The following is an 18,287-nucleotide window of genomic DNA, read 5'->3' on the forward strand; positions in this document are numbered from 1 at the left end:
TGATCATGGAACTCACGACCGTGTGGTTCGCGCTCATCGCGATCCTCTGGGCCGGCTACTTCCTGCTCGAGGGTTTCGACTTCGGCGTCGGCATCCTGCTGCCGGTGCTCGGCCGCGACGACCGCGAACGCCGGCTGCTGATCAACACGATCGGCCCGGTCTGGGACGGCAACGAGGTGTGGCTGCTCGTCGCGGGCGGCGCCACCTTCGCCGCTTTCCCGGAGTGGTACGCGACCCTGTTCTCCGGCTTCTACCTGCCACTGCTGCTCATCCTGGTGGCGCTGATCATCCGCGGTGTCGCGTTCGAGTACCGCGGCAAGCGCGACGGCGCCGTCTGGAAGAAGCGCTGGGACCTCTCGATCTTCGTCGGCTCGCTGGTTCCGGCCCTGCTCTGGGGTGTGGCCTTCGGCAACATCGTCCGCGGGGTACGCCTCGACGAGCGGCACGAGTACGTCGGCGGTTTCGTCAGCCTGCTCAACCCGTACGCGTTGCTCGGCGGCCTGACCACGCTCACCCTGTTCACCCTGCACGGGGCGGTGTTCCTGGCCCTGAAGACGGACGGTGAGATGCGCCGACGGGCCAACAAGCTCGCCGCCACGATCGGCCTCCCGGCGGTCGCGATCGCCGCGGCCTTCCTGATCTGCACCGCGATCATCCGGTTCGACGGGATCGGGGTGGGCCTGTTCGCGGTGGCCGCGGTCGCGCTGGTCGCCGCCCTGGTCGCCAACCGGCTGGGCCGGGAGGGCTGGGCGTTCATCGCCACCGGGGCCACCCTGGTCCTGGCCGTCCTCGGGTTGTTCGTCACGCTGTTCCCGAACGTGCTGCCGTCGACGATCGGCGACGCCAACAGCCTGACCGTCCACAACGCGTCGTCCACGCCGTACACGTTGAAGGTCATGACGTGGGTGGCGGTGTTCTTCACCCCGATCGTCCTGCTCTACCAGGGCTGGACCTACTGGATCTTCCGCAAGCGCCTGACCGTGGAGAAGATTCCGGCATGAAGCCCCTGGACCCGCGGCTTCTGCGGTACGCCCGCGCCAGCCGGGCCTACCTCGCGGCCACCGTCGCGCTCGGCGTGGCGCAAGCCGGGCTGATCGTCGGGCAGGCCACCCTGCTCGCGTACGGCATCGCCGCGGTGTTCCTCGACGGGCTGTCCGTCGCCCGCCTCACCCCGACGCTCATCGCGCTCGCCGCGGTCACCGCCGGCCGGGCCGGTCTCGGCTGGCTGCAGGAGGCCGCGGCGGCGCGCTCCGCCGCCGCGGTCAAGGAGGAACTGCGCGCCCGGCTTCTCGGCCACGCGGTCGCGCTCGGCCCCGGCGAGGTCCGGACCGGGGAGATGAGCACGCTGGTCACGCGGGGGCTGGACGCCCTCGACGCGTACTTCGCGAGATACCTTCCCCAGCTGGTGCTCGCCGCTCTGATTCCCGCCGTCGTGCTTTGCCGGCTCCTGCCGGCCGACCTGGTCGCCGCCGTCACGATCGTGCTGACGCTGCCGCTCATCCCGGTCTTCCTGGCGCTCGTCGGGTTGCACACCGAGTCGGCCAACCGGCGGCAGTTCCGGCTCCTGGCCCGCCTCGGCCACCACTTCCTCGACGTGGTCGCCGGCCTGGCCACTCTCAAGATCTTCGGGCGGGCGGGCGCCCAGATCGGCAACATCCGCCGGGTGAGTGCGGAACAGCGCAGGATCACCATGCGTACGCTCCGGATCGCCTTTCTCTCCTCACTCGTCCTGGAACTGCTCGCCACGCTGTCGGTCGCGCTCGTGGCGGTCGGGATCGGGCTGCGGCTCGTCGACGGGAACCTCGACCTGGCGACCGCGTTGCTGGTGCTGATCCTGGCCCCGGAGGCCTACCTGCCACTGCGCCAGGTGGGCGCGCAGTATCACGCGGCGGCCGAGGGGGTGGCCGCGGCGGAGGAGGCGTTCGCCGTCCTGGAGACGCCCGCCACCGCACCCGCGGAGGGCCGGCCGGCCGTCCCGGGCGGGGCGATCGTCTTCGAGGACGCGGTGGTCCGTTACCGCGAGCGGGACGCGTTGCGGTTGTCCGCGACCGTCGAGGCCGGCGAGTTCGTCGCGCTGACCGGGCCGAGCGGGTGCGGCAAGTCGACCGCCCTGAACGTGCTGCTCGGCTTCGCGGAGCTGGCCGGCGGCACGGTCACCGTGGGCGGCCGCCAATTGTCCACGACGGACCTGCGGGCGAGCGTGGCGTGGGTGCCGCAACGGCCGTACCTCTTCGCCGGCACCGTCCGGGACAACATCGCCCTCGGCGCCGCGGAGGACGCCGACGTGAAGTCCGCCGCCCGCCTCGCCGGCGCCCACCACTTCATCGCCGACCTGCCCGCCGGTTACGAGACGGTGCTCGGCGACGGCGGCGCCGGGCTCTCCGCCGGGCAACGGCAGCGGCTCGCGCTGGCCCGCGCGTTCCTGCGGGACGCCCCGATCGTGCTGCTCGACGAGCCCACCGCCAACCTCGACGCGGCCACCGCGGAGGGCGTGATGGCGGCGATCCGGCGACTGGCCCACGGGCGTACGGTCCTGATGGCCGCCCACCGCCCCGAACTCATCGCGCTCGCCGGGCGCGTCCTCGATCTCACCCCGGCCGGTGCCCGATGACGTACCTCCGGCTGCTCCGCCCCGGATTCTGGATCGCCGTCGTCAGCGGCGCGCTGGCCGCCGGCTGCGCGGTCGGGCTGATGGCCACCTCGGCCTGGCTGATCTCGCGAGCCGCGCTGCACCCGCCGGTGCTGCACCTGATGGTGGCGATCGTCGCGGTGCGGGCGTTCGGGGTCGGTCGTGGGGTCCTGCGCTACGTGGAACGCCTGACCGGCCACGACGCCGCGCTGCGGGCCCTCGGCAGCATGCGGGTGCGCCTGTTCACCCACCTCGCCCGCGTCGCCCCGGCCGGTCTCGCCGCCTATCGCCGCGCCGACCTGGCGCAGCGTCTCGCCGCCGACGTCGACGCGGTGCTCGACCTGCTCACCCGGGTGCTGCTGCCGTACGCGGTGGCGCTGGTGGTCGGGACCGGCTCGGTGCTGCTGGTGGGCGCGCTGTCGCCGATCGCGGGCGGCACTCTCGCCGCCGGGATCCTGCTCGTCGGCGTCGGTGTGCCGCTGCTTCAGTCGCGGGCGGCGCGACGCGCCGACGGCCGGCTCGCACCGCTGCGCGGCGAGCTCGCCACCGGGGCCGCCGACCTGCTGCAGGGACTGCCGGACCTCATCGCGTACGGGGCCGTCGCCGACCGCCTGGAGAAGCTGGCCCGGATCGGTGCCGAGCTGCGCCAGGCCGAGCGCCGGTCGAGCCGGATGGCCGGCCTGGCCGCCGCCGGCACCGCGCTGGCCACCGGACTGTCGCTGGTGGTCGGTCTGGCGGCGGGCGCGGTGGCGGTCCGTTCCGGGGCGCTGTCCGGCGAACTGCTCGCGGTCGTCGTGCTGACGCCGCTGGCCGTCTTCGAGACGATCGGTGCGCTGCCGGCCGCCGCCCAGCGGTTCGCCGCCTGCCGGGCCGCGATGGGCCGGCTGTCCGAGGTGCTGTCCACGGTTCCCCCGGTGACCGAACCGGCGTCGCCCGTGACGGTGCCGACCGGGCCGCACACGCTGCGGTTGACCGGGGTGGGCGCGGCCTGGCGGCCGGGGCGGCCGGTGCTGCGCGACTTCGACCTGACGCTCGCCCCCGGTGATCGGGTGGCGCTCGTCGGGCCGAGCGGGTCCGGCAAGAGCACGGTGGCCGCGCTGCTGGTGCGCTTCGTCGACCCGACCGCCGGGCAGATCACCCTGGACGGCGTCGACTACCGGCGGATCCCGGCCGACCGGGTGCGGCGCGTCGTCGGTTACCTCCCCGAGGACGCGCACCTCTTCGACACCACGATCGCGGCCAACCTGCGCGTCGCCCGGCCCGGCGCGACCGACGACGAGCTGTTCTCGGCCCTGACCCAGGCGCGGCTGGGGGAGTGGGTCGCCGGGCTGCCGGCCGGCCTCGAGACCCCGGTGGGCGAGCACGGCATGGCGCTCTCCGGCGGTGAGCGGCGGCGACTGGCGCTGGCCCGGGCGCTGCTGGCGGACTTCGAGATCCTGATCCTCGACGAGCCCACCGAACACCTCGACGAGGCCACCGCGGCGGCGCTCACCCGGGATCTGCTGGCCGCGGCCGGTGCTCGTACGGTCCTGCTGATCACCCACCGCCCGGACCTCGCCGACCAGGTCGATCGGGTCGTCCGCCTCGGCGGGATCGTGCCGGCAGGTCGCCGGAGCAAATCGGCACCCGCCCCCACTCAGACACGCGGCCTGGTTGCCGATCGGGAGTAGTGCGGGAGGCGGGGGCTGCCCGCAGGAGGGCATCGTGACAGCGATCACCATGACCACGGTGGCGCCCAATCGGGGGCGGCCGTCGTGGAGCGATCTGAGCGTGCGGGTGAAGATTCTCGCGGCTGTGCTTGTCGCGTCGGCCGTGGCACTCCTGACCGGGATCGTGGGTCTCACCGCGCTCGGTCAGGCCAGCCGATCGGCGCAGCAGATCTACCACAGCAACCTGGCAAGCGTCGGGGCGATCGCCGAGCTCGACGCGGCCATCACCCAGAGCCGGCTGGACACGGCCAGCCACGCCATCGCCCAGAACAGCGCGGCCAAGGCCAAGTACGAGGCGAAATTCGACAAGGACGTCGAGGCCGTGGACGCGGCGTTCGCCGCCTACCGGGACAGCCAGCCCACCGGCGATCCGGCGGTTCTGGCCCAGCTGACGGCGCAGTGGAACGAGTACGTCCAGATCGCCCGGACCAAGCTGATCCCGCTCGGCCGGGCGAAGGACTACATCGCTTGGCAGAAGGTCCGCGACGACGAGGTCACGCCACTGGCCGCGAAGTACAACGAGAACCTCGACACGCTGAGCACGACGGAGCGGGTGGACGCGGCCCGGTCGGCGGCCGCCGCCAAGACCAACTACGAGACCGGCCGCACCGTCGCCCTCGTCGTACTGGTGGCCGGCCTGCTGATCGCCCTGACGCTCGGGGCCATGGTGGCCCGGGGCATCGTCCGCTCGCTCAACCGGGTCACCGACGTGTGCGTGGGGCTCGCCGACGGCGATCTGACCCGCAGCGCCGGCGTCGTCTCCCGGGACGAACCGGGCACGATGGCGCGGGCCCTGGACACGGCGGTGCGCAAGATCCGCGACACCGTCACCACCATCGGCGGGTCCGCGGTCACCCTCGCCGGCGCCTCCGAGGAACTGTCCGCGGTCAGCTCCCAGCTGCGGGCCGGGGCGGGCGAGGCGGCGCAGAAGGCCACCTATGCCACCGCCGCGACCCAGGAGGTCAACACCGGCGTGCAGTCGATCGCCGCCGGGGCGGAGCAGATGAGCGCCTCGATCAGCGAGATCGCCACCAACGCCGCCCAGGCGGCCGAGGTCGCCATCCGGGCCCAGGCGGTGGCCGAACGCACCAACGGGCAGGTCGCCGAACTCGGCACGGCCAGCGCCGAGATCGGCGACGTGGTCCGGCTGATCACCAGCATCGCCGAGCAGACGAACCTGCTCGCGCTCAACGCCACCATCGAGGCGGCCCGGGCGGGCGAGCTGGGCAAGGGCTTCGCGGTGGTCGCCGGCGAGGTCAAGGAACTGGCGCAGCAGACCGCGAAGGCGACCGAGGAGATCACCGCCCGGATCGGCGCGATCCAGGCCTCGAGCGGTTCCGCCGCCGTCGCCATCAACGAGATCACCCAGGTGATCCAGCAGATCGGCGACTACACCACGACCATCGCGTCGGCCGTGGAGGAGCAGACCGCCACCACCGGCGAGATGAGCCGGGCGGTCGCCGACGCCGCCACCAACAGCGGCAACGTGGCCCGTACGGTCTCCGGGGTCGCCGAGGTCGCGGCCGCCACCGCGGACGGCGCCCAGGCCACCCAGCAGGCCGCCGCCGACCTCACCCGGCTGGCCAGCGACCTGAGCTCCCTGGTCGGCACGTTCCGCCACTGATCGGAGAACCGGATGTCCGACGCCCCGTACGGGCTGCACCCGCCCACTGTCGCCGACGCCCACGACGCGCTGCACCGCGTGCACGGCGCCGACGGACCGCGGATCTGGGCGGCCCTGCTCGCCGGCGCGGGCGTGACCGGCCAGGAACCCGACGCCCTCGACCGCCTGCTGCCCGTGCTGGACCGGGCCGACGAGGTCACCCAGCTGTGCGCCCAGGCGCTGCGGATCCGGCTCACGTCGTACACCTGCCTCGCCGCCGCGCACAGCATGACCAGGAGCTGACATGTCGACCAAGACCGAACGCGACCTGTTCGACCGGCTCGGCCGGCCTGACCGCATCCGGCGGCTCGCCGGCTACGACCTGTTCCACCCGGCCCTGCGGGCCCGGCTCGACGCCCTGGCCACCCGGGCCGCCACCGGGCTCGAGGCACCGGTCGCGCTGGTCTCGGTGGTGCTGGACAGCGCCCAGTTCATCCTGGGCGGCCACGGCGTCGGCGGCTGGGTGGCCCAGTCCCAGGGCATTCCGGCCGAGTGGTCGCTGTGCGCCCGGACCGTCCTGGACGGCAAGCCCTACCGCGTCGGCGACAGCCGCACCGAGCCCGCCTGCGCCGACAACCCGATGCTGGAACTGACCGGCCTGGCGAGTTACGCCGGGGTGCCGCTGATCGACGACAGCGGACAGGTGCTCGGCTCGCACTGCGTCCTGGACGTCCACCCTCGCACCTTCACCGACGCCGAGGTGGCCGTCCTGTCCGCCGGCGCCGACGAGGCCATCGAGATCCTCGCCGCCCACCGCCGGTGAGCCTGCCGGTCCCTGCGGGGACCAGCAACACGGCGGTATGACCTCGGGCCGGCCGCGCGCCGAGGATCGACGCATCTGCTGAGAAGCCGGTGAGCCGCCCGGCGCCGAGCTAGGCGGCGCCGGCGAGTTCGTGGTGGTCGAAGGACTCGCGCCAGATCGCCCAGCTCGTCTGCGGGGCGTACCGCTTCGCCTCGTGCATGGCGACGGTGGCCCGGCGCTCCAGCTCGGGCCGGGGCAGCGACGACGACACGGCCACGCCGATGCTTGCCGTCATGCCGGTCAGGCGGCCGGCCACCACCATCGGGCCGGCCTCGGCGGCGACGGCGCCGGCCACGTCGTACGCGACAGACGGCGAAAGCAGCCCGCTCACGGTGAGGCTGCCGAGGTGGACCGGCAGATTTCCGAGGCCGGGTACGCGGGTGCGGAGCACCTCGGCGAAGGCGGCCCGCAGGAGATCCTCGTCGCCGTCGCCGGTCACCTCGATGACGAGGACCGCGGTGAACGTGCCGATGCCGCGCATACCACCCTCCTTTCCTTGCCGGGCCGGTCCTTTCGGCCGCCGGCGGGGGCGACCTGAGGGGACCGCGGTGATCAGTTATGGCCGTCCGGCTCTCCCCGCCCGCGGCCCGCGACCGTAGGGTGCGGGCCGTGCATCAGGCTCGGCCGAAACAGGTCACCATCGCCTTCGGGCTTCAACTGGGCGCGGCCGGGACTCTGTTCGCCGTCGCCGTGCTGTTCGCCGCCGGGGCGCTCAGCTACAACGGCCTGATCAGCGATGCCGCCGCGGCCACCGACGCCGACCCGGGCGACGTCACCGGTGAGCGCGTCGGCAACCTGGTCACCACCCTGATCGTCGTCATCCCGTCGCTGCTGCTCGCCGGCTGGCTCGGCGGCACCGCCCTCGGCCTGCGCCGCGGCAGCAACACGGCCCGGGTCCTGTCGGCGATCGGGCTGGCCGCGCCCCTGGTGGTCGGTATCGTCTACTGCTGCGGCTTCGGGTCCATCCTGGGTCTGGCGGGCCTGGCCTTCTCGGCCGACGACGGCTCCGGTTTCGACGACGACGCCGGTTTCGATGACGACTTCGGCGAGTTCGACTACGAGTCCTCGCCGTTCTACGACGAACTCGACCAGCTGGACAACGGCTTCGCCCAGGTCGTCAGCGCGCTCGGCGGCCTCGCCGGCGTGCTTGCCGTGATGCTCGGCCTCGCGGCCGGGATCCTGCTGTTCGTCGGGCCGTCGCGGCGCTTCTTCCGCCCCGACCGGCATCCGCCCGGCTTCCCGGCGCCCGGCTACCCGATGGCGTACGGCTACGGCTCCGGCTTCCCGGTGGCCTACCCCGGCCCGGCCTACGGCTTCTATCCCGCCCCGGCCGACGGTTTCCCGCCCATGCCCGGCTACGGGCCTGGTCACGGCGCCCCTCCGACGCCCGGTTACGGCGTTCCTCCCGCGCCGGGTTACGGCGTTGCTCCCGGGGTGTTCGCGGGCCCCTGTCCGCCCGGTCACGGGTTCTATCCGGCCCAGCCGGACTTACCGCCACTCGTGCCACCGTTCCCCGCCGAGCCGACCGCGCCCTCAGCGACGCCGTTCCCGCCTGCCCCGCCGCCGGATCCAGCCGCCGCTGAGCCCGAGTCGCCGTCGCCGTCGCCGTCGCCGTCGCCGTCGCCGTTGCCGTTGCCGTTGCCGTTGCCGGAAGACTCGCAGCCGGATGGAGCCGCGCCGGACGGGCCGGCACTGGATGGGGCTGCGCCGGATGGGGCTGTGCCGGACGGGCCGGCGTCCGGCAATTCGGGCGTGGGCTGACGACACGCGGGAGGCTCGGGCGGGCTGCGCGTTTTGCGTGGGTAAGGTGCTCGAGGTGAAGCTCAGCGAAGAGATCGTCATGGTGCCGGCGCCGGACTGCGAGATCCGCACGGCGGTGATCCGGCCGGTCGGCGACGGTGCGTGGCCCGGTCTGCTGCTCTACACCGACATCTTCCAGCTCACCGAGTCGTCGCTGCGGTCCGCGCGTCGGCTCGCGGCCGAGGGCTTCACGGTCGTGGTGCCGGAGATCTATCCGCGCGGGCCGCTCGCCGGGGTGGCGCTGGACTTCGACGACGCCGGCAAGCAGCTCGGCATGGAGGGCGCCAAGTCGACGACGGTGGCCCAGTTCGACTCCGACCGGGTCGCGGTCCTCGACCACATGGCGGCCCACCCCCAGGTGACCGAGCTGTTCGCGGCCGGTTTCTGCATCGGCGGACACCTCGCGTTCCGGGCCGCGTTCGACCCGCGGGTGGCGGCCACCGTCTGCTTCTATCCGACCGGCTTGCAGAACGGCGCGCTCGGCGCCGACGACGACGCGGGCTCGCTGGCCCGGGCCGCCGACATCCACGGTCGGCTGATGATCGTGTTCGGCTCGCAGGACCCGCACGTGCCGGCCGACGCCCGCCTCCAGGTCGTCGCCGGTCTCTACGCGGCCGGCCTCGACGACACCGAGCTGCACCTCTACCAGGGCGGCGAGCACGCCTTCATGCGCGACATCGGGGTCCGGCACGATCCGACGCTCAGCGATCTCGCGTACGCGTCAGCGACGTCCTTCCTCCGTGGCCGCTGACCCGGCGGGCGCGGGTTGAGCGCCGGGCCGGGTGGCAATGCTCAGGCCGGTCACCCCGGTGCCGATACTGAGCAGGTGCACGACATCCACGAACTGATCGACCGGCGCGCGGTGACCACGGTCTTCCAGCCGCTCGTCGATCTGGCGACCGGTGATCTCATCGGCTACGAGGCGCTCACCCGTGGGCCCGAGGGGACGCCGTGGCACACCCCGGACGCGCTGTTCGCCGCGGCCCGTGCGGTCGGGCGGGAGACCGAGCTCGACTGGGTGTGCCGGGCGGTCGCGTTCCGGACGATCCTGGCCGCCGATCCCGACCCGGACCTCACCTGGTTCGTGAACATGGAGCCGATGGCCTCCCGGGTCCCCTGCCCGGACGACCTGGCCGACATCATCGAGGCGGCCCGCACCCGCCTGCGGATCGTCACCGAGGTGACCGAGCGGTCCATCGCGCAGGACCCGGCCGGCCTGCTGGCCGCGACCACGGCGCTGCGCTCCCGCGGCTGGGGGGTGGCCCTCGACGACGTCGGCGCCGACCCGGGCTCGCTGGCCCTGATGCCGTTCATCCACCCCGACGTGATCAAACTCGACATGCAGCTGCTGCGTGAGCCGGACGAGCCGCACACGGCCCGGGTGGTGGCGGCGGTCGGGGCGTACGCGGAGGGCAGCGGCGCGGTGATCCTGGCCGAGGGCATCGAGACCGCCCGGCACGCGTTGACGGCCCGGACGATGGGCGCGACGATCGGGCAGGGCTGGCACTTCGGCCGGCCCGGACCGTTGCCCGCCCCGGTCGCCGCGACGGCGCGACTGCCGTTCATCGAGCCGCCGGCGCTGAGCACCGGCACGCCCTTCGAGATCGTGGCTCGCCGGCGGCCGGTCACCCGTACGACCAAGGACAGTTTGATGGCGATGAGCCGTCACCTGGAAGCCCTGGCCGGGGACGGCAGTGAGCCGCCGGTGCTTCTCTCGTGCTTCCAGGAGGGACGCCACTTCACCCCGGCCACCTCCCGGCGCTACATCCGGATCGCGAGTAACAGCCCGCTGGTCGCCGCGCTCGGCACCGGCTTGGGCAACGAGCCCGCGCCGGGCGTGCACGGCACCACTTTCGGCGCCGATGACCCGCTGCGCGGCGAGTGGAACGTGATAGTCGTGGGCCCGCACCGCGCGGCCGCCCTGGTCGCCCGGGACGTCGGCGACGAGGGTCCCGATCAGCAGCGACGCTTCGATTTCGCCCTAACCCACGACCGGGCCCTGGTGGTGGCGGCAGCCCGCGCGCTGTTGCCGTGGCTGGCTCCGGTCGCGGCCGTGCCCTTGCTGCTCGCGCACACCGGATAGCGAGGACGGACGGCCGTGGCCGTCCCGTCCTCGCGGTGCCGTGCGTCAGTTGCCGGTGTCGATCGTGCAGAGCTTGTCGAACGCCTCGGCGTCCTTGGTGAGCTTGTTCTGCAGGTCGGCCGGGGCGTCGCCGGTCTTCATGCCCTTGAGCAGCGCCTTGTAGTCCTCGGCCAGGGCGAGGTTGGCCGCCTTGACGTCGTCGTGCTTGGTCTTGGCGGCGGCGGCGTTGAGGCCGTCGATGGTCGCCTGGACCGATGCCTCGTCGACGGTGGTGGAGCTCTTGTAGATCGCGTCCTTGCCGTCGGTGCAGCCGGCGTCGAGGACCTTCGAGTTGGCCACCGCGAAGACACCCGCGAGGAGCAGGCCGATCACGATCGTGCCGAGGACCGAGATGATGAGGCCGGCGATCGCGAGGCCACGGCCCGCCGCCTTGCCCGCGCCGGTCTTGAAGAGCGCGATCAGGCTCAGCACGAAGCCGATCGGCGAGAAGACGAAGGCGAAGATGAAGCCCGCGATGGCCAGGCCGCTGGTCTTCTGCGCGGGCGCCACCGGCGGCGGGTTCTGGTAGTCGGGCTGGCTGGGCGGGGGGAGCTGAGCGTCGAGCGACACTGTATGAAATCCAATCTCAGGTTTCTCTCAGGTTCGGACACGAGACGGTACTGCTTCGACGGACTTCACGCTGTCCCGCAACTGAATCGTTATTGGGGTTGTCCGTTCCGTCCGGATGAAGATCCACTCGATGATCGCCGGGCCACTTACCGTGATGGCATGACTGACGATCTGACCCTGACACTGACCCTCGAGCCGAAGGGTCCGGCCGGTGCCTTCGTGCTCTCCGACGAGCAGGTCGCGGCCGTGGGTGGCGGCCGCAAGACGTTCCCGGTGCAGGTCACGGTCAACGGCGTGACGCTGCCGCTGCGGCTGTCCAAGATGGGCGGCGAGAATCTCATCGGCCTGGCGAAGGCGGCGCGGGCCAAGGCCGGGGTCGATCTCGGCGCGAGCTACGAGGTCACGATCTCGGCCGACGAGGCACCCCGCGCGGTCGAGGTCCCGGCCGAGCTGGCCGCGGCGCTGGCGGCCGATCACGCGGCGAACATCGCGTACGAGGCATTGGCGTACTCGCATCGCAAGGAGTTCGTCCGCTGGATCACCGAGGCGAAGCGCGAGGCGACGCGGGCCGAGCGGGTCGTGCGGACGGTCGAGATGCTCAAGGCCGGCGAGCATCGCTGAGAACCGGAGCGGCGGGCCCCGGCCCCGGCCGGCCTAGAACTTGTCGGTGGTCCGCCGGTCGAAGCCGAACTGTTCGGCCACCGGGTTCCACACCGCGACGAACTGCTTCTTGGCCGCCTGGGCCTGTTTGGACGCCGACTGCCCCCGCTCCCAGGCCGTCCCGCGGGCGGGCGAGTCGGCGCAGTTGCCGGTTGCGGCCGGCTCGGCCCACGAGACGAAGTGCTGGTCGGCGGCGAGTGCGAAGCCGAGCGCCGACTTCAGCGTGGACTTGACCGCGGTGCCGTTGTCGACCCCGGACAGGTTGGCCGCCTCGACGTCGGCGATCTGCTTGGTGCGCTCGTCGCCGACCGTACGCATGTCGGCGAGCGCCGCGGACGCGCCGGCGCACCCCCGCACCTTTTCGATCGCCGCGTTGAGCTTGGCCCGGCTGGCGACACTTCGGTCGAGCAACGAATCGATCACGGCGGCCTGGTCGCGGGGCGCCGTGGCTTTGCTCGGCGCCGGGGAGGCGGTGGTCGGCGGGGTCGTCACCGCGAGGGTCGTGGGGGCGGCGGCCGGTTTCTCGGGGCGACCCCGCACCAGGTAGACCACGACCGCGCTCAAGCTCAGCAGCGCGACCGTGCCCAGCGCGAGAAGGACCAGCAGCATCCGGTTGCCGCCCCGGTCGCGCGGCGGCGGGGCGTGGTAGCTCTGCGTCGGGGGAGCGGTGGTGGTGAGCATCGCGTTGCAGCGGACACAGTGGCTCGCTGACGGATCGTTGCCGTGACCGCACAGTGGGCAGAGCATGCGGCCCAGACTATCGACGGACGGCAACGCTCGGCTCCCCCGTGCGTGCGAAGGGTGATCGTTCTCATCGTCGCCACCGCCGGCGGATCTCTCGATCGCGAAGTCTCCGATTTGCCGTTTCGGCAAGGTTCCTTGCGTCTCGTGCAGGATCGCGTCATCTTCAAGCCATGAACAAAGACGTAGTGGTAATCGGCGGCGGCGCGGCCGGACTCAACGGCGCCCTCATGCTCGCCCGTTCCCGGCGCGACGTGCTGGTGATCGACGCCGGTCAGCCGCGCAACGCCCCCGCCGACGGGGTCCACGGCCTGCTCGCCCGCGAAGGCATGCCACCGCTCGAACTGATCGCGCGCGGCCAGGACGAGGTGCGCGGTTACGGCGGCGAGATCATCAGCGACGAGGTGACCGAGGCCCGGCGCGACGGGGACGGCTTCGCGGTCACCACGGCCGGCGGCCGGACCGTACGGGCGAGGCGCCTGCTCGTCACCACCGGCCTGGTCGACGAACTGCCCGACCTGCCCGGCCTGCGCGAGCGGTGGGGCCGCGACCTCGTGCACTGCCCGTACTGCCACGGCTGGGAGGTCCGTGACCAGCCCATCGGCATCCTGGCCACCGGCCCCGCCTCGATGCACCACGCCCTGCTGTTCCGCCAGCTCAGCGACGACCTCATGTTCTTCCAGCACGACCAGCCCGACCTCCCCGACGACCAGGCCGAACAGCTGGCCGCCCGGGACATCACCCTGGTCACCGGCGAGGTGGCGGAGATCCAGATCAAGGACGACGCCATTGCCGGCGTACGGTTGAAGTCCGGTTCCCTGATCCCCCGCCGCGTGATCGCGGTCGCCTCCCGCCTGGTGGCCCGAGCCGGCTTCCTGCACAGTCTCGGGCTGGTCCCGCTGCCCCACCCCTCCGGCATGGGCGAACACCTCCCCGCCGACGCGACCGGCCGCACCGAGATCCCCGGCGTCTGGGCCGCCGGCAACGTGACCGACCTGTCCGCCCAGGTGGGCTCCGCCGCCGCCGCGGGCGCACTCGCCGGCGCCCAGATAAACGCCGACCTGGTGCTGGCGGAGACCCGGCTGGCAGTCGCCAACCGCTCCCGTTGAGGCGGGAATCTCCGTCCTTCAGGGCGGAGAGGATGTCAAAGGTGGTGCAGGCCGAGGACGCGGTCCAAGGCGTGCAAGCGGTAAGCCAGGCTCAGTACCGCGAACCAGAACACGAGCATGACCAGGACCAGGGCGAACATGGTGCGGGCCGGGGCGGTCAGGCCGAAGTAGGTGTAGAGCGCCGGGACGAACAGGACGGTGCCGAAGGCGGCGATCAGTCCGCAGACCAGGTAGGTGGGGCGTTTGTCGGGGGTGGGTTCGGTCCAGGCGGCGAACAGCTTGTTGGGCGGGGCCAGGAACAGGATGAGCACGAACGAGGCCAGGCAGAAGAACGTCGACAGGCCGGTCTGGGCGGCGATGGTGGCGGCGGCGTCGGTGAAGTTGGTGTCGCTGCCGAAGTCGAGGCCGGTGTAGCGCTCGAATTCGTTTATCACTTCGGCGGGGGTGCGGCCGGAGCTGAAGCCGATGGTGATGGCCTCGTAGATGGCGGCGTAGAGGGCGGTGCCGAAGGTCGCGGTGATCACGGCGGCGGGGATGACGAAGCGGGCCAGGCCGGCGAAGAGGTGCCGGTCGGGGGCTGTCGGTTTGGCCCACATGGTCAGGAAGAAGGTGGGCACGCCCACGGTGAACAGGGTCAGGCCGACCTGGGTGGGGGAGTAGGGGAAGCCCAGGCCCAGCATGGTGACGGTGAGGATGACCAGGCCCTGGGAGGCGACCCGGGCGAGGAAGATGTAGAGCGACATCCCGATGCCGTTGATGATTCGCCGGCCTTCGCGCTGGGCCGGGGGCAGCGCCGCGAACGAGTCGTCGACGAGCACGATGTCGGCGACGTCGCGGGTGACCGCGCTGCCGCTGCGCATCGCGACGCCCACCTGGGCGCCTTTGAGGGCGCGGGCGTCGTTCACCCCGTCACCGATCATGGCGACGTAGTGGTTCTGGCGGCGCAGGGACCGGACGATGCGTTCCTTGTGTTCGGGGGCGACCCGGCCGAAGACGGTGGTGCGGGCGACGATCCGGTCCAGTTCGTCGTCGTCGAGGGCGTCGAGCAGTGCCCCGGGTATCGGATCGCCGGCGTCCAGGCCGGCCCGCGCGGCGATCGCCGCCACCGTCCGGGGGTCGTCGCCGGAGAGCACCTTCAGGTCCACGCCGTCGTCCCGCAGCCGCGCGATCGTCGGACCCACCTCGGGCCTCAGTTCGTCGGCGAGCGCCACCATCCCGACGGCTTCGAGCGCCGGCAGGGTGGGGTGTCCGGCCGCGTCGCGCGGGTGCGCTCCGGGTTCGGTCGGGCGCGCCAGCAGGAGTACGCGTAAGCCCTGCTCGGTGCTTCTGGCCACGGCGTCGGCCGGCACGGGACCGGTCAGGCGTACGGCGAGGGCGTCAGGTGCGCCGAGAATCCACGTACCCTCCTCGGCCATGACCGCCGACCAGCGCAAGGAGGAATCGAAAGAAATCTCGTCACGCACCTGCCAGGCAGTGCCCGGCAGGGCCGCCGCAAGCGCCCGGGTCGTCAGGTTGGGTGCCGCCGCACTGCGCGCGAGCGAGCCGAGCAGCCGTCGCACCTCGTCCTCGGGGAGCGGGCCGAGGGCCTGGACCTCGTCGACGGTGAGCTGCCCGGTGGTGAGGGTGCCGGTCTTGTCGGTGCAGACCACATCCACGTTGCTCACCGATTCGACCGCGTTCACCTGCTGCACCAGCGCCCCGGTGCGGGCGATCCGGGCGGCGCCCGCGGTGTAGGCGACGGCGATCAGGAAGAACAGGCCGTAGGGCACCAGACCGGAGAGTACGGCGGTGGTCTGCACGACCCGCAGCAGGGTGAATCCCTCGATCGCGGCCTGGCCGAGGATCGCGCCGCTCATCAGGGTGGTCAGGGCCATCACGAGGCGCACCAGGAACTCGACGCGTTTCTGCAGGGGGGTCCGGTCGGTGGTGGAGCGCCGGGCCTCCGCGGTGAGCCGGCCCGCGTAGCTCTTCGCCCCCACGTCGCGGGCCACCTGGAAACCGGCTCCGGCCACGCAGAGGCTGCCGGAGCGCAGGTCGTCGCCCGGGTGTTTGGCCACCGGGTCGGATTCGCCGGTCAGCAGCGACTCGTCGGCCTCGACCCGGCCGCCGTCGAGCAGCGGACCGTCGACCACGATCTGGTCGCCGGCGGTTATCCGGAGCACGTCACCGCGTACCACCTGATCGGGGTTGATCCGGGTCTGGGTGCCGTCCCGGACGACGGTCACCCGGCTGCGTTCGAGCAGCTGCAAACGGTCGAGTTTGCGTTTGGCGCGGATCTCCTGGACCGCGCTGATCATCGCGTTGATCAGGCCGAGGCCGACGCTCACCAGGGCGTCGCTGTACCGGCCCATGGACAGCAGGGCCGCGCCGATCACGAACAGGATGATGTTGAAGAAGGAGAAGACGTTCGTGCGCAGGATCTCGGCGTACCCGCGGGAGCCGCCTTTGACCGCGGTGTTCGCGTCGCCGTGGCGGCGGCGGTACTCCGCCTGCTCGCTGCTCAGTCCCTGACCGGCGACGGTGGCCAACAGCTGCTGCTCCATCCGGCTCTCCCCTCGCCGGACTCACGCTACCTCCCGGTTGAGCCGGTTTTCGGGGCTTTTGCGGTGGCCTGTTGGTCCAGGGAGCCGCGCGTGCTTGCAGATGTCGGACATCTACACTGCAGGTCATGCTTCGCGGACCGGTCCGGCAGGCGCCCCTTGTCGTCCAGGTGGCGGGGCAGTTCCGGGCACTCGTCGAGAGCGGTGCCTGGGCGGTCGGGGCGAAGATCCCGGGGGAGAACCATCTCGCCGACCAGCTCGGGGTCAGCCGGGGCACCGTTCGGGAAGCGTTACGGGCGTTGAGCCTGGCCGGGATTCTCGAGCCCCGCGTCGGGGACGGCACCTATGTGCGGGCCACCAACGAGATCACCGGCGTGCTGGTGCGGGACGAGTTGCCGGCGCTCACGCACGTGCTCGACGCGCGGGCGGGCCTCGAAGCGGCCGCCGCCCGGCTCGCCGCGTACCACGCTACCCCGGGTGACCTGGCCGAGCTCGAGACCGCACTGGCCGGCCGAGCCCAGGCGTACGCCGCGCGGGACCTCGCCGGCTATGTCGCGGCCGACGCCGCCTTCCATCGTGGGGTCATCAAGGCCGGTGCCAACCCGCTGCTGATCCGGCTGTTCGACGCCGTGGCCGAGGTCGTCGACCAGTCGATCGCCGACACGGCGGTGTTTCCGGAGGACCCGGTGGTGCGCGACTCGCACGCCGCCCTGCTCGACGCCCTCCGGCAACGGGACGCCGACCGGGCGGTGGCCGCTGCCTATGGCCTCATCGAACGGGTCAAGACCACTCTGGAGAATCCGTGAGCATCGTCCTTCAACTCGATCGGGTCACCTTCCGCCGCGACCGGAAACAGATCCTGCACGGCATCGACTACACGGTGCGGGCCGGCGAGCATTGGGCGATGCTCGGCCCCAACGGTGCCGGCAAGAGCACGGTGCTCGGCTTCTGCGGGGCGGTCACGCATCCGACCAGCGGGACCGTGCACGTGCTCGGCGAACAGCTCGGCAAGGTGGAACTGCAGGCACTGCGCCGTTCGATCGGGCACGTCAACCCGCGGCACCCGCTGCGGTCGCCGCTCACCGTGCTGGAGGTCGTGCTGACCGGGATCACCGGCACGGTCGAGACCCCGTCGCGGTGGGAGCCGGCCGCCGCCGAGCTGGCCCGCGCCCGGGAGCTGATCGACCTGCTCGGCATGACCGCCCGGGCGGCGGACCGCTGGCCGACCCTGTCGCAGGGCGAACGCGGCCGGGCGCTGATCGCGCGGGCCCTCGTCGGTGACCCGCACCTGCTGCTGCTCGACGAACCGACGACCGGTCTCGACGTGGCGGCCCGCGAACAGCTGCTGGAGACGGTCGACCTGATGCACCGCACTCATCCCGAGCTGGCCTCGGTGCTGGTGACGCACCATCTGGAAGAGCTTCCGGAGGGTACGACCCACGCCCTGCTGATCGCCGCCGGCCGGGTGGTCGCCGCCGGCCCCGCCGAGTCGGTGCTGACCAACGCGAACGTCACCGCCGCCTTCCGCCATCCGATCGAGGTGGAGCATCGCGCCGGCCGCTGGAGCGCGCGGGCCGCCCGCCGTTCCAGCGCCCGGGCGGCGGGTTAGCTCTCGGCTGTCGGTCTGGCTCGCGGCCGGCGGGTCGGCTCTCGGCTGTCGGTCTGGTTTTCGGTCGGCCGGTTCAGCTTTCGGTCGGTGGACGCCACTGCTGGCCGGCGGTCGGTTCGAGGGAGGCGTCGCGCACGATCGTGCTGTCGTCGGTGCGGCCGGTGCCGTCGGGCTCGACCTCGGGGTGGACGGTGCGCAGGTGGTCCGCCATCTCGTCGTCGGCCACCTCGCGGTTGTCGGGCGGGCAGAGGTTGCAGGTCGCCATCGGGATTCTCCGTCGTCGCGGGCCGGCCGGTTCGGCGCTCAGTATGTCGGTCAGCTCGGCTCGGCGCG

General features: G+C 72.3%; 18 protein-coding genes. 13 read left to right on the top strand and 5 right to left on the bottom strand.

Features of this window, described 5'->3' with window-relative positions; genetic code table 11:
- The first annotated feature begins 5 nt into the window (after nucleotides 1-5).
- Genes cydB through Afe05nite_RS14435 form a run of 6 tightly spaced genes read left to right on the top strand, consistent with a single transcriptional unit; the run spans nucleotide 6 to nucleotide 6,764 of the window.
- The gene (gene cydB / locus Afe05nite_RS14410) at nucleotides 6-1,001 is read left to right on the top strand and encodes a cytochrome d ubiquinol oxidase subunit II (protein ID WP_203817575.1); all 996 of its coding nucleotides are present in this window, start codon (nucleotides 6-8) and stop codon (nucleotides 999-1,001) included.
- Nucleotides 998-2,611 (top strand): thiol reductant ABC exporter subunit CydD, encoded by a 1,614-nt coding sequence (gene cydD, locus Afe05nite_RS14415; RefSeq protein WP_203817576.1) that lies wholly within the window; start codon nucleotides 998-1,000, stop codon nucleotides 2,609-2,611. The genes cydB and cydD overlap by 4 nt, the downstream gene beginning before the upstream one ends.
- A complete protein-coding gene (gene cydC / locus Afe05nite_RS14420) occupies nucleotides 2,608-4,299 on the top strand; it encodes a thiol reductant ABC exporter subunit CydC (RefSeq protein ID WP_203817577.1) in 1,692 nt (563 codons plus the stop codon). Before cydD ends, cydC begins: the two co-directional genes overlap by 4 nt.
- Nucleotides 4,300-4,333: 34 nt before the next feature.
- On the top strand, nucleotides 4,334-5,962 hold the full coding sequence (locus tag Afe05nite_RS14425) for a methyl-accepting chemotaxis protein (RefSeq protein WP_307835636.1): 1,629 nt from the start codon (nucleotides 4,334-4,336) through the stop codon (nucleotides 5,960-5,962).
- A gap of 12 nt (nucleotides 5,963-5,974) precedes the next feature.
- Nucleotides 5,975-6,244: a hypothetical protein gene (locus Afe05nite_RS14430; protein WP_203817578.1), complete on the top strand. Its 270-nt coding sequence runs from the start codon at nucleotides 5,975-5,977 to the stop codon at nucleotides 6,242-6,244.
- Between the two features lies 1 nt (nucleotide 6,245).
- Complete coding sequence (locus Afe05nite_RS14435; RefSeq protein WP_203817579.1) at nucleotides 6,246-6,764, top strand: GAF domain-containing protein; 519 nt, start codon at nucleotides 6,246-6,248, stop codon at nucleotides 6,762-6,764.
- Nucleotides 6,765-6,873: 109 nt separating this feature from the next.
- On the opposite strand, the gene Afe05nite_RS14440 is transcribed toward Afe05nite_RS14435, so the two are convergent.
- Entirely contained in the window at nucleotides 6,874-7,284 is a 411-nt protein-coding gene (locus Afe05nite_RS14440; protein ID WP_203817580.1) for a hypothetical protein, read from the bottom strand.
- Between the two features lie 128 nt (nucleotides 7,285-7,412).
- Between Afe05nite_RS14440 and Afe05nite_RS14445 the strand changes: the two genes are divergently transcribed.
- The 3 genes from Afe05nite_RS14445 (at nucleotide 7,413) to Afe05nite_RS14455 (ending at nucleotide 10,686) form a co-directional block, all read left to right on the top strand.
- Entirely contained in the window at nucleotides 7,413-8,564 is a 1,152-nt protein-coding gene (locus Afe05nite_RS14445) for a hypothetical protein (protein WP_203817581.1), read from the top strand.
- Between the two features lie 55 nt (nucleotides 8,565-8,619).
- Nucleotides 8,620-9,354: a dienelactone hydrolase family protein gene (locus tag Afe05nite_RS14450; protein ID WP_239117815.1), complete on the top strand. Its 735-nt coding sequence runs from the start codon at nucleotides 8,620-8,622 to the stop codon at nucleotides 9,352-9,354.
- Nucleotides 9,355-9,429: 75 nt separating this feature from the next.
- A complete protein-coding gene (locus Afe05nite_RS14455; protein WP_203817582.1) occupies nucleotides 9,430-10,686 on the top strand; it encodes a sensor domain-containing phosphodiesterase in 1,257 nt (418 codons plus the stop codon).
- A 45-nt stretch (nucleotides 10,687-10,731) separates the two neighbouring features.
- Here the strand turns inward: Afe05nite_RS14455 and Afe05nite_RS14460 are convergent, their stop codons facing one another.
- Nucleotides 10,732-11,295 (bottom strand): DUF4190 domain-containing protein, encoded by a 564-nt coding sequence (locus Afe05nite_RS14460; protein ID WP_203817583.1) that lies wholly within the window; start codon nucleotides 11,293-11,295, stop codon nucleotides 10,732-10,734.
- 159 nt (nucleotides 11,296-11,454) lie between these two features.
- Here Afe05nite_RS14460 and Afe05nite_RS14465 point away from each other — a divergent pair, with 159 nt between their 5' ends.
- Nucleotides 11,455-11,916: a YdeI/OmpD-associated family protein gene (locus Afe05nite_RS14465; RefSeq protein WP_203817584.1), complete on the top strand. Its 462-nt coding sequence runs from the start codon at nucleotides 11,455-11,457 to the stop codon at nucleotides 11,914-11,916.
- 33 nt (nucleotides 11,917-11,949) lie between these two features.
- Here Afe05nite_RS14465 and Afe05nite_RS14470 read toward each other — a convergent pair whose 3' ends face one another.
- Entirely contained in the window at nucleotides 11,950-12,702 is a 753-nt protein-coding gene (locus Afe05nite_RS14470; protein WP_203817585.1) for a hypothetical protein, read from the bottom strand.
- A 167-nt stretch (nucleotides 12,703-12,869) separates the two neighbouring features.
- Between Afe05nite_RS14470 and Afe05nite_RS14475 the strand changes: the two genes are divergently transcribed.
- A complete protein-coding gene (locus Afe05nite_RS14475; RefSeq protein ID WP_203817586.1) occupies nucleotides 12,870-13,805 on the top strand; it encodes an NAD(P)/FAD-dependent oxidoreductase in 936 nt (311 codons plus the stop codon).
- 35 nt (nucleotides 13,806-13,840) lie between these two features.
- Here Afe05nite_RS14475 and Afe05nite_RS14480 read toward each other — a convergent pair whose 3' ends face one another.
- A complete protein-coding gene (locus tag Afe05nite_RS14480; RefSeq protein ID WP_203817587.1) occupies nucleotides 13,841-16,348 on the bottom strand; it encodes an HAD-IC family P-type ATPase in 2,508 nt (835 codons plus the stop codon).
- Nucleotides 16,349-16,473: 125 nt separating this feature from the next.
- Between Afe05nite_RS14480 and Afe05nite_RS14485 the strand changes: the two genes are divergently transcribed.
- On the top strand, nucleotides 16,474-17,151 hold the full coding sequence (locus tag Afe05nite_RS14485) for a FadR/GntR family transcriptional regulator (RefSeq protein WP_203817588.1): 678 nt from the start codon (nucleotides 16,474-16,476) through the stop codon (nucleotides 17,149-17,151).
- On the top strand, nucleotides 17,148-17,954 hold the full coding sequence (locus Afe05nite_RS14490; RefSeq protein ID WP_203817589.1) for an ABC transporter ATP-binding protein: 807 nt from the start codon (nucleotides 17,148-17,150) through the stop codon (nucleotides 17,952-17,954). The genes Afe05nite_RS14485 and Afe05nite_RS14490 overlap by 4 nt, the downstream gene beginning before the upstream one ends.
- A gap of 73 nt (nucleotides 17,955-18,027) precedes the next feature.
- Here Afe05nite_RS14490 and Afe05nite_RS14495 read toward each other — a convergent pair whose 3' ends face one another.
- Nucleotides 18,028-18,219: a hypothetical protein gene (locus Afe05nite_RS14495; protein ID WP_203817590.1), complete on the bottom strand. Its 192-nt coding sequence runs from the start codon at nucleotides 18,217-18,219 to the stop codon at nucleotides 18,028-18,030.
- Nucleotides 18,220-18,287 lie beyond the last annotated feature (68 nt).

Source organism: Paractinoplanes ferrugineus (assembly GCF_016862195.1).
GTDB classification, from domain to species: Bacteria; Actinomycetota; Actinomycetes; order Mycobacteriales; family Micromonosporaceae; genus Actinoplanes; species Actinoplanes ferrugineus.

Bases quoted from the DNA above. Each gene is read 5' to 3' on its own strand.
- cydB (WP_203817575.1), top strand. From the start codon at position 6: ATGGAACTCACGACCGTGTGGTTCGCGCTCATCGCGATCCTCTGGGCC.
- cydD (WP_203817576.1), top strand. From the start codon at position 998: ATGAAGCCCCTGGACCCGCGGCTTCTGCGGTACGCCCGCGCCAGCCGG.
- cydC (WP_203817577.1), top strand. From the start codon at position 2,608: ATGACGTACCTCCGGCTGCTCCGCCCCGGATTCTGGATCGCCGTCGTC.
- Afe05nite_RS14430 (WP_203817578.1), top strand. From the start codon at position 5,975: ATGTCCGACGCCCCGTACGGGCTGCACCCGCCCACTGTCGCCGACGCC.
- Afe05nite_RS14435 (WP_203817579.1), top strand. From the start codon at position 6,246: ATGTCGACCAAGACCGAACGCGACCTGTTCGACCGGCTCGGCCGGCCT.
- Afe05nite_RS14440 (WP_203817580.1), bottom strand. From the start codon at position 7,284: ATGCGCGGCATCGGCACGTTCACCGCGGTCCTCGTCATCGAGGTGACC.
- Afe05nite_RS14465 (WP_203817584.1), top strand. From the start codon at position 11,455: ATGACTGACGATCTGACCCTGACACTGACCCTCGAGCCGAAGGGTCCG.
- Afe05nite_RS14470 (WP_203817585.1), bottom strand. From the start codon at position 12,702: ATGCTCTGCCCACTGTGCGGTCACGGCAACGATCCGTCAGCGAGCCAC.
- Afe05nite_RS14475 (WP_203817586.1), top strand. From the start codon at position 12,870: ATGAACAAAGACGTAGTGGTAATCGGCGGCGGCGCGGCCGGACTCAAC.
- Afe05nite_RS14480 (WP_203817587.1), bottom strand. From the start codon at position 16,348: ATGGAGCAGCAGCTGTTGGCCACCGTCGCCGGTCAGGGACTGAGCAGC.
- Afe05nite_RS14485 (WP_203817588.1), top strand. From the start codon at position 16,474: ATGCTTCGCGGACCGGTCCGGCAGGCGCCCCTTGTCGTCCAGGTGGCG.
- Afe05nite_RS14495 (WP_203817590.1), bottom strand. From the start codon at position 18,219: ATGGCGACCTGCAACCTCTGCCCGCCCGACAACCGCGAGGTGGCCGAC.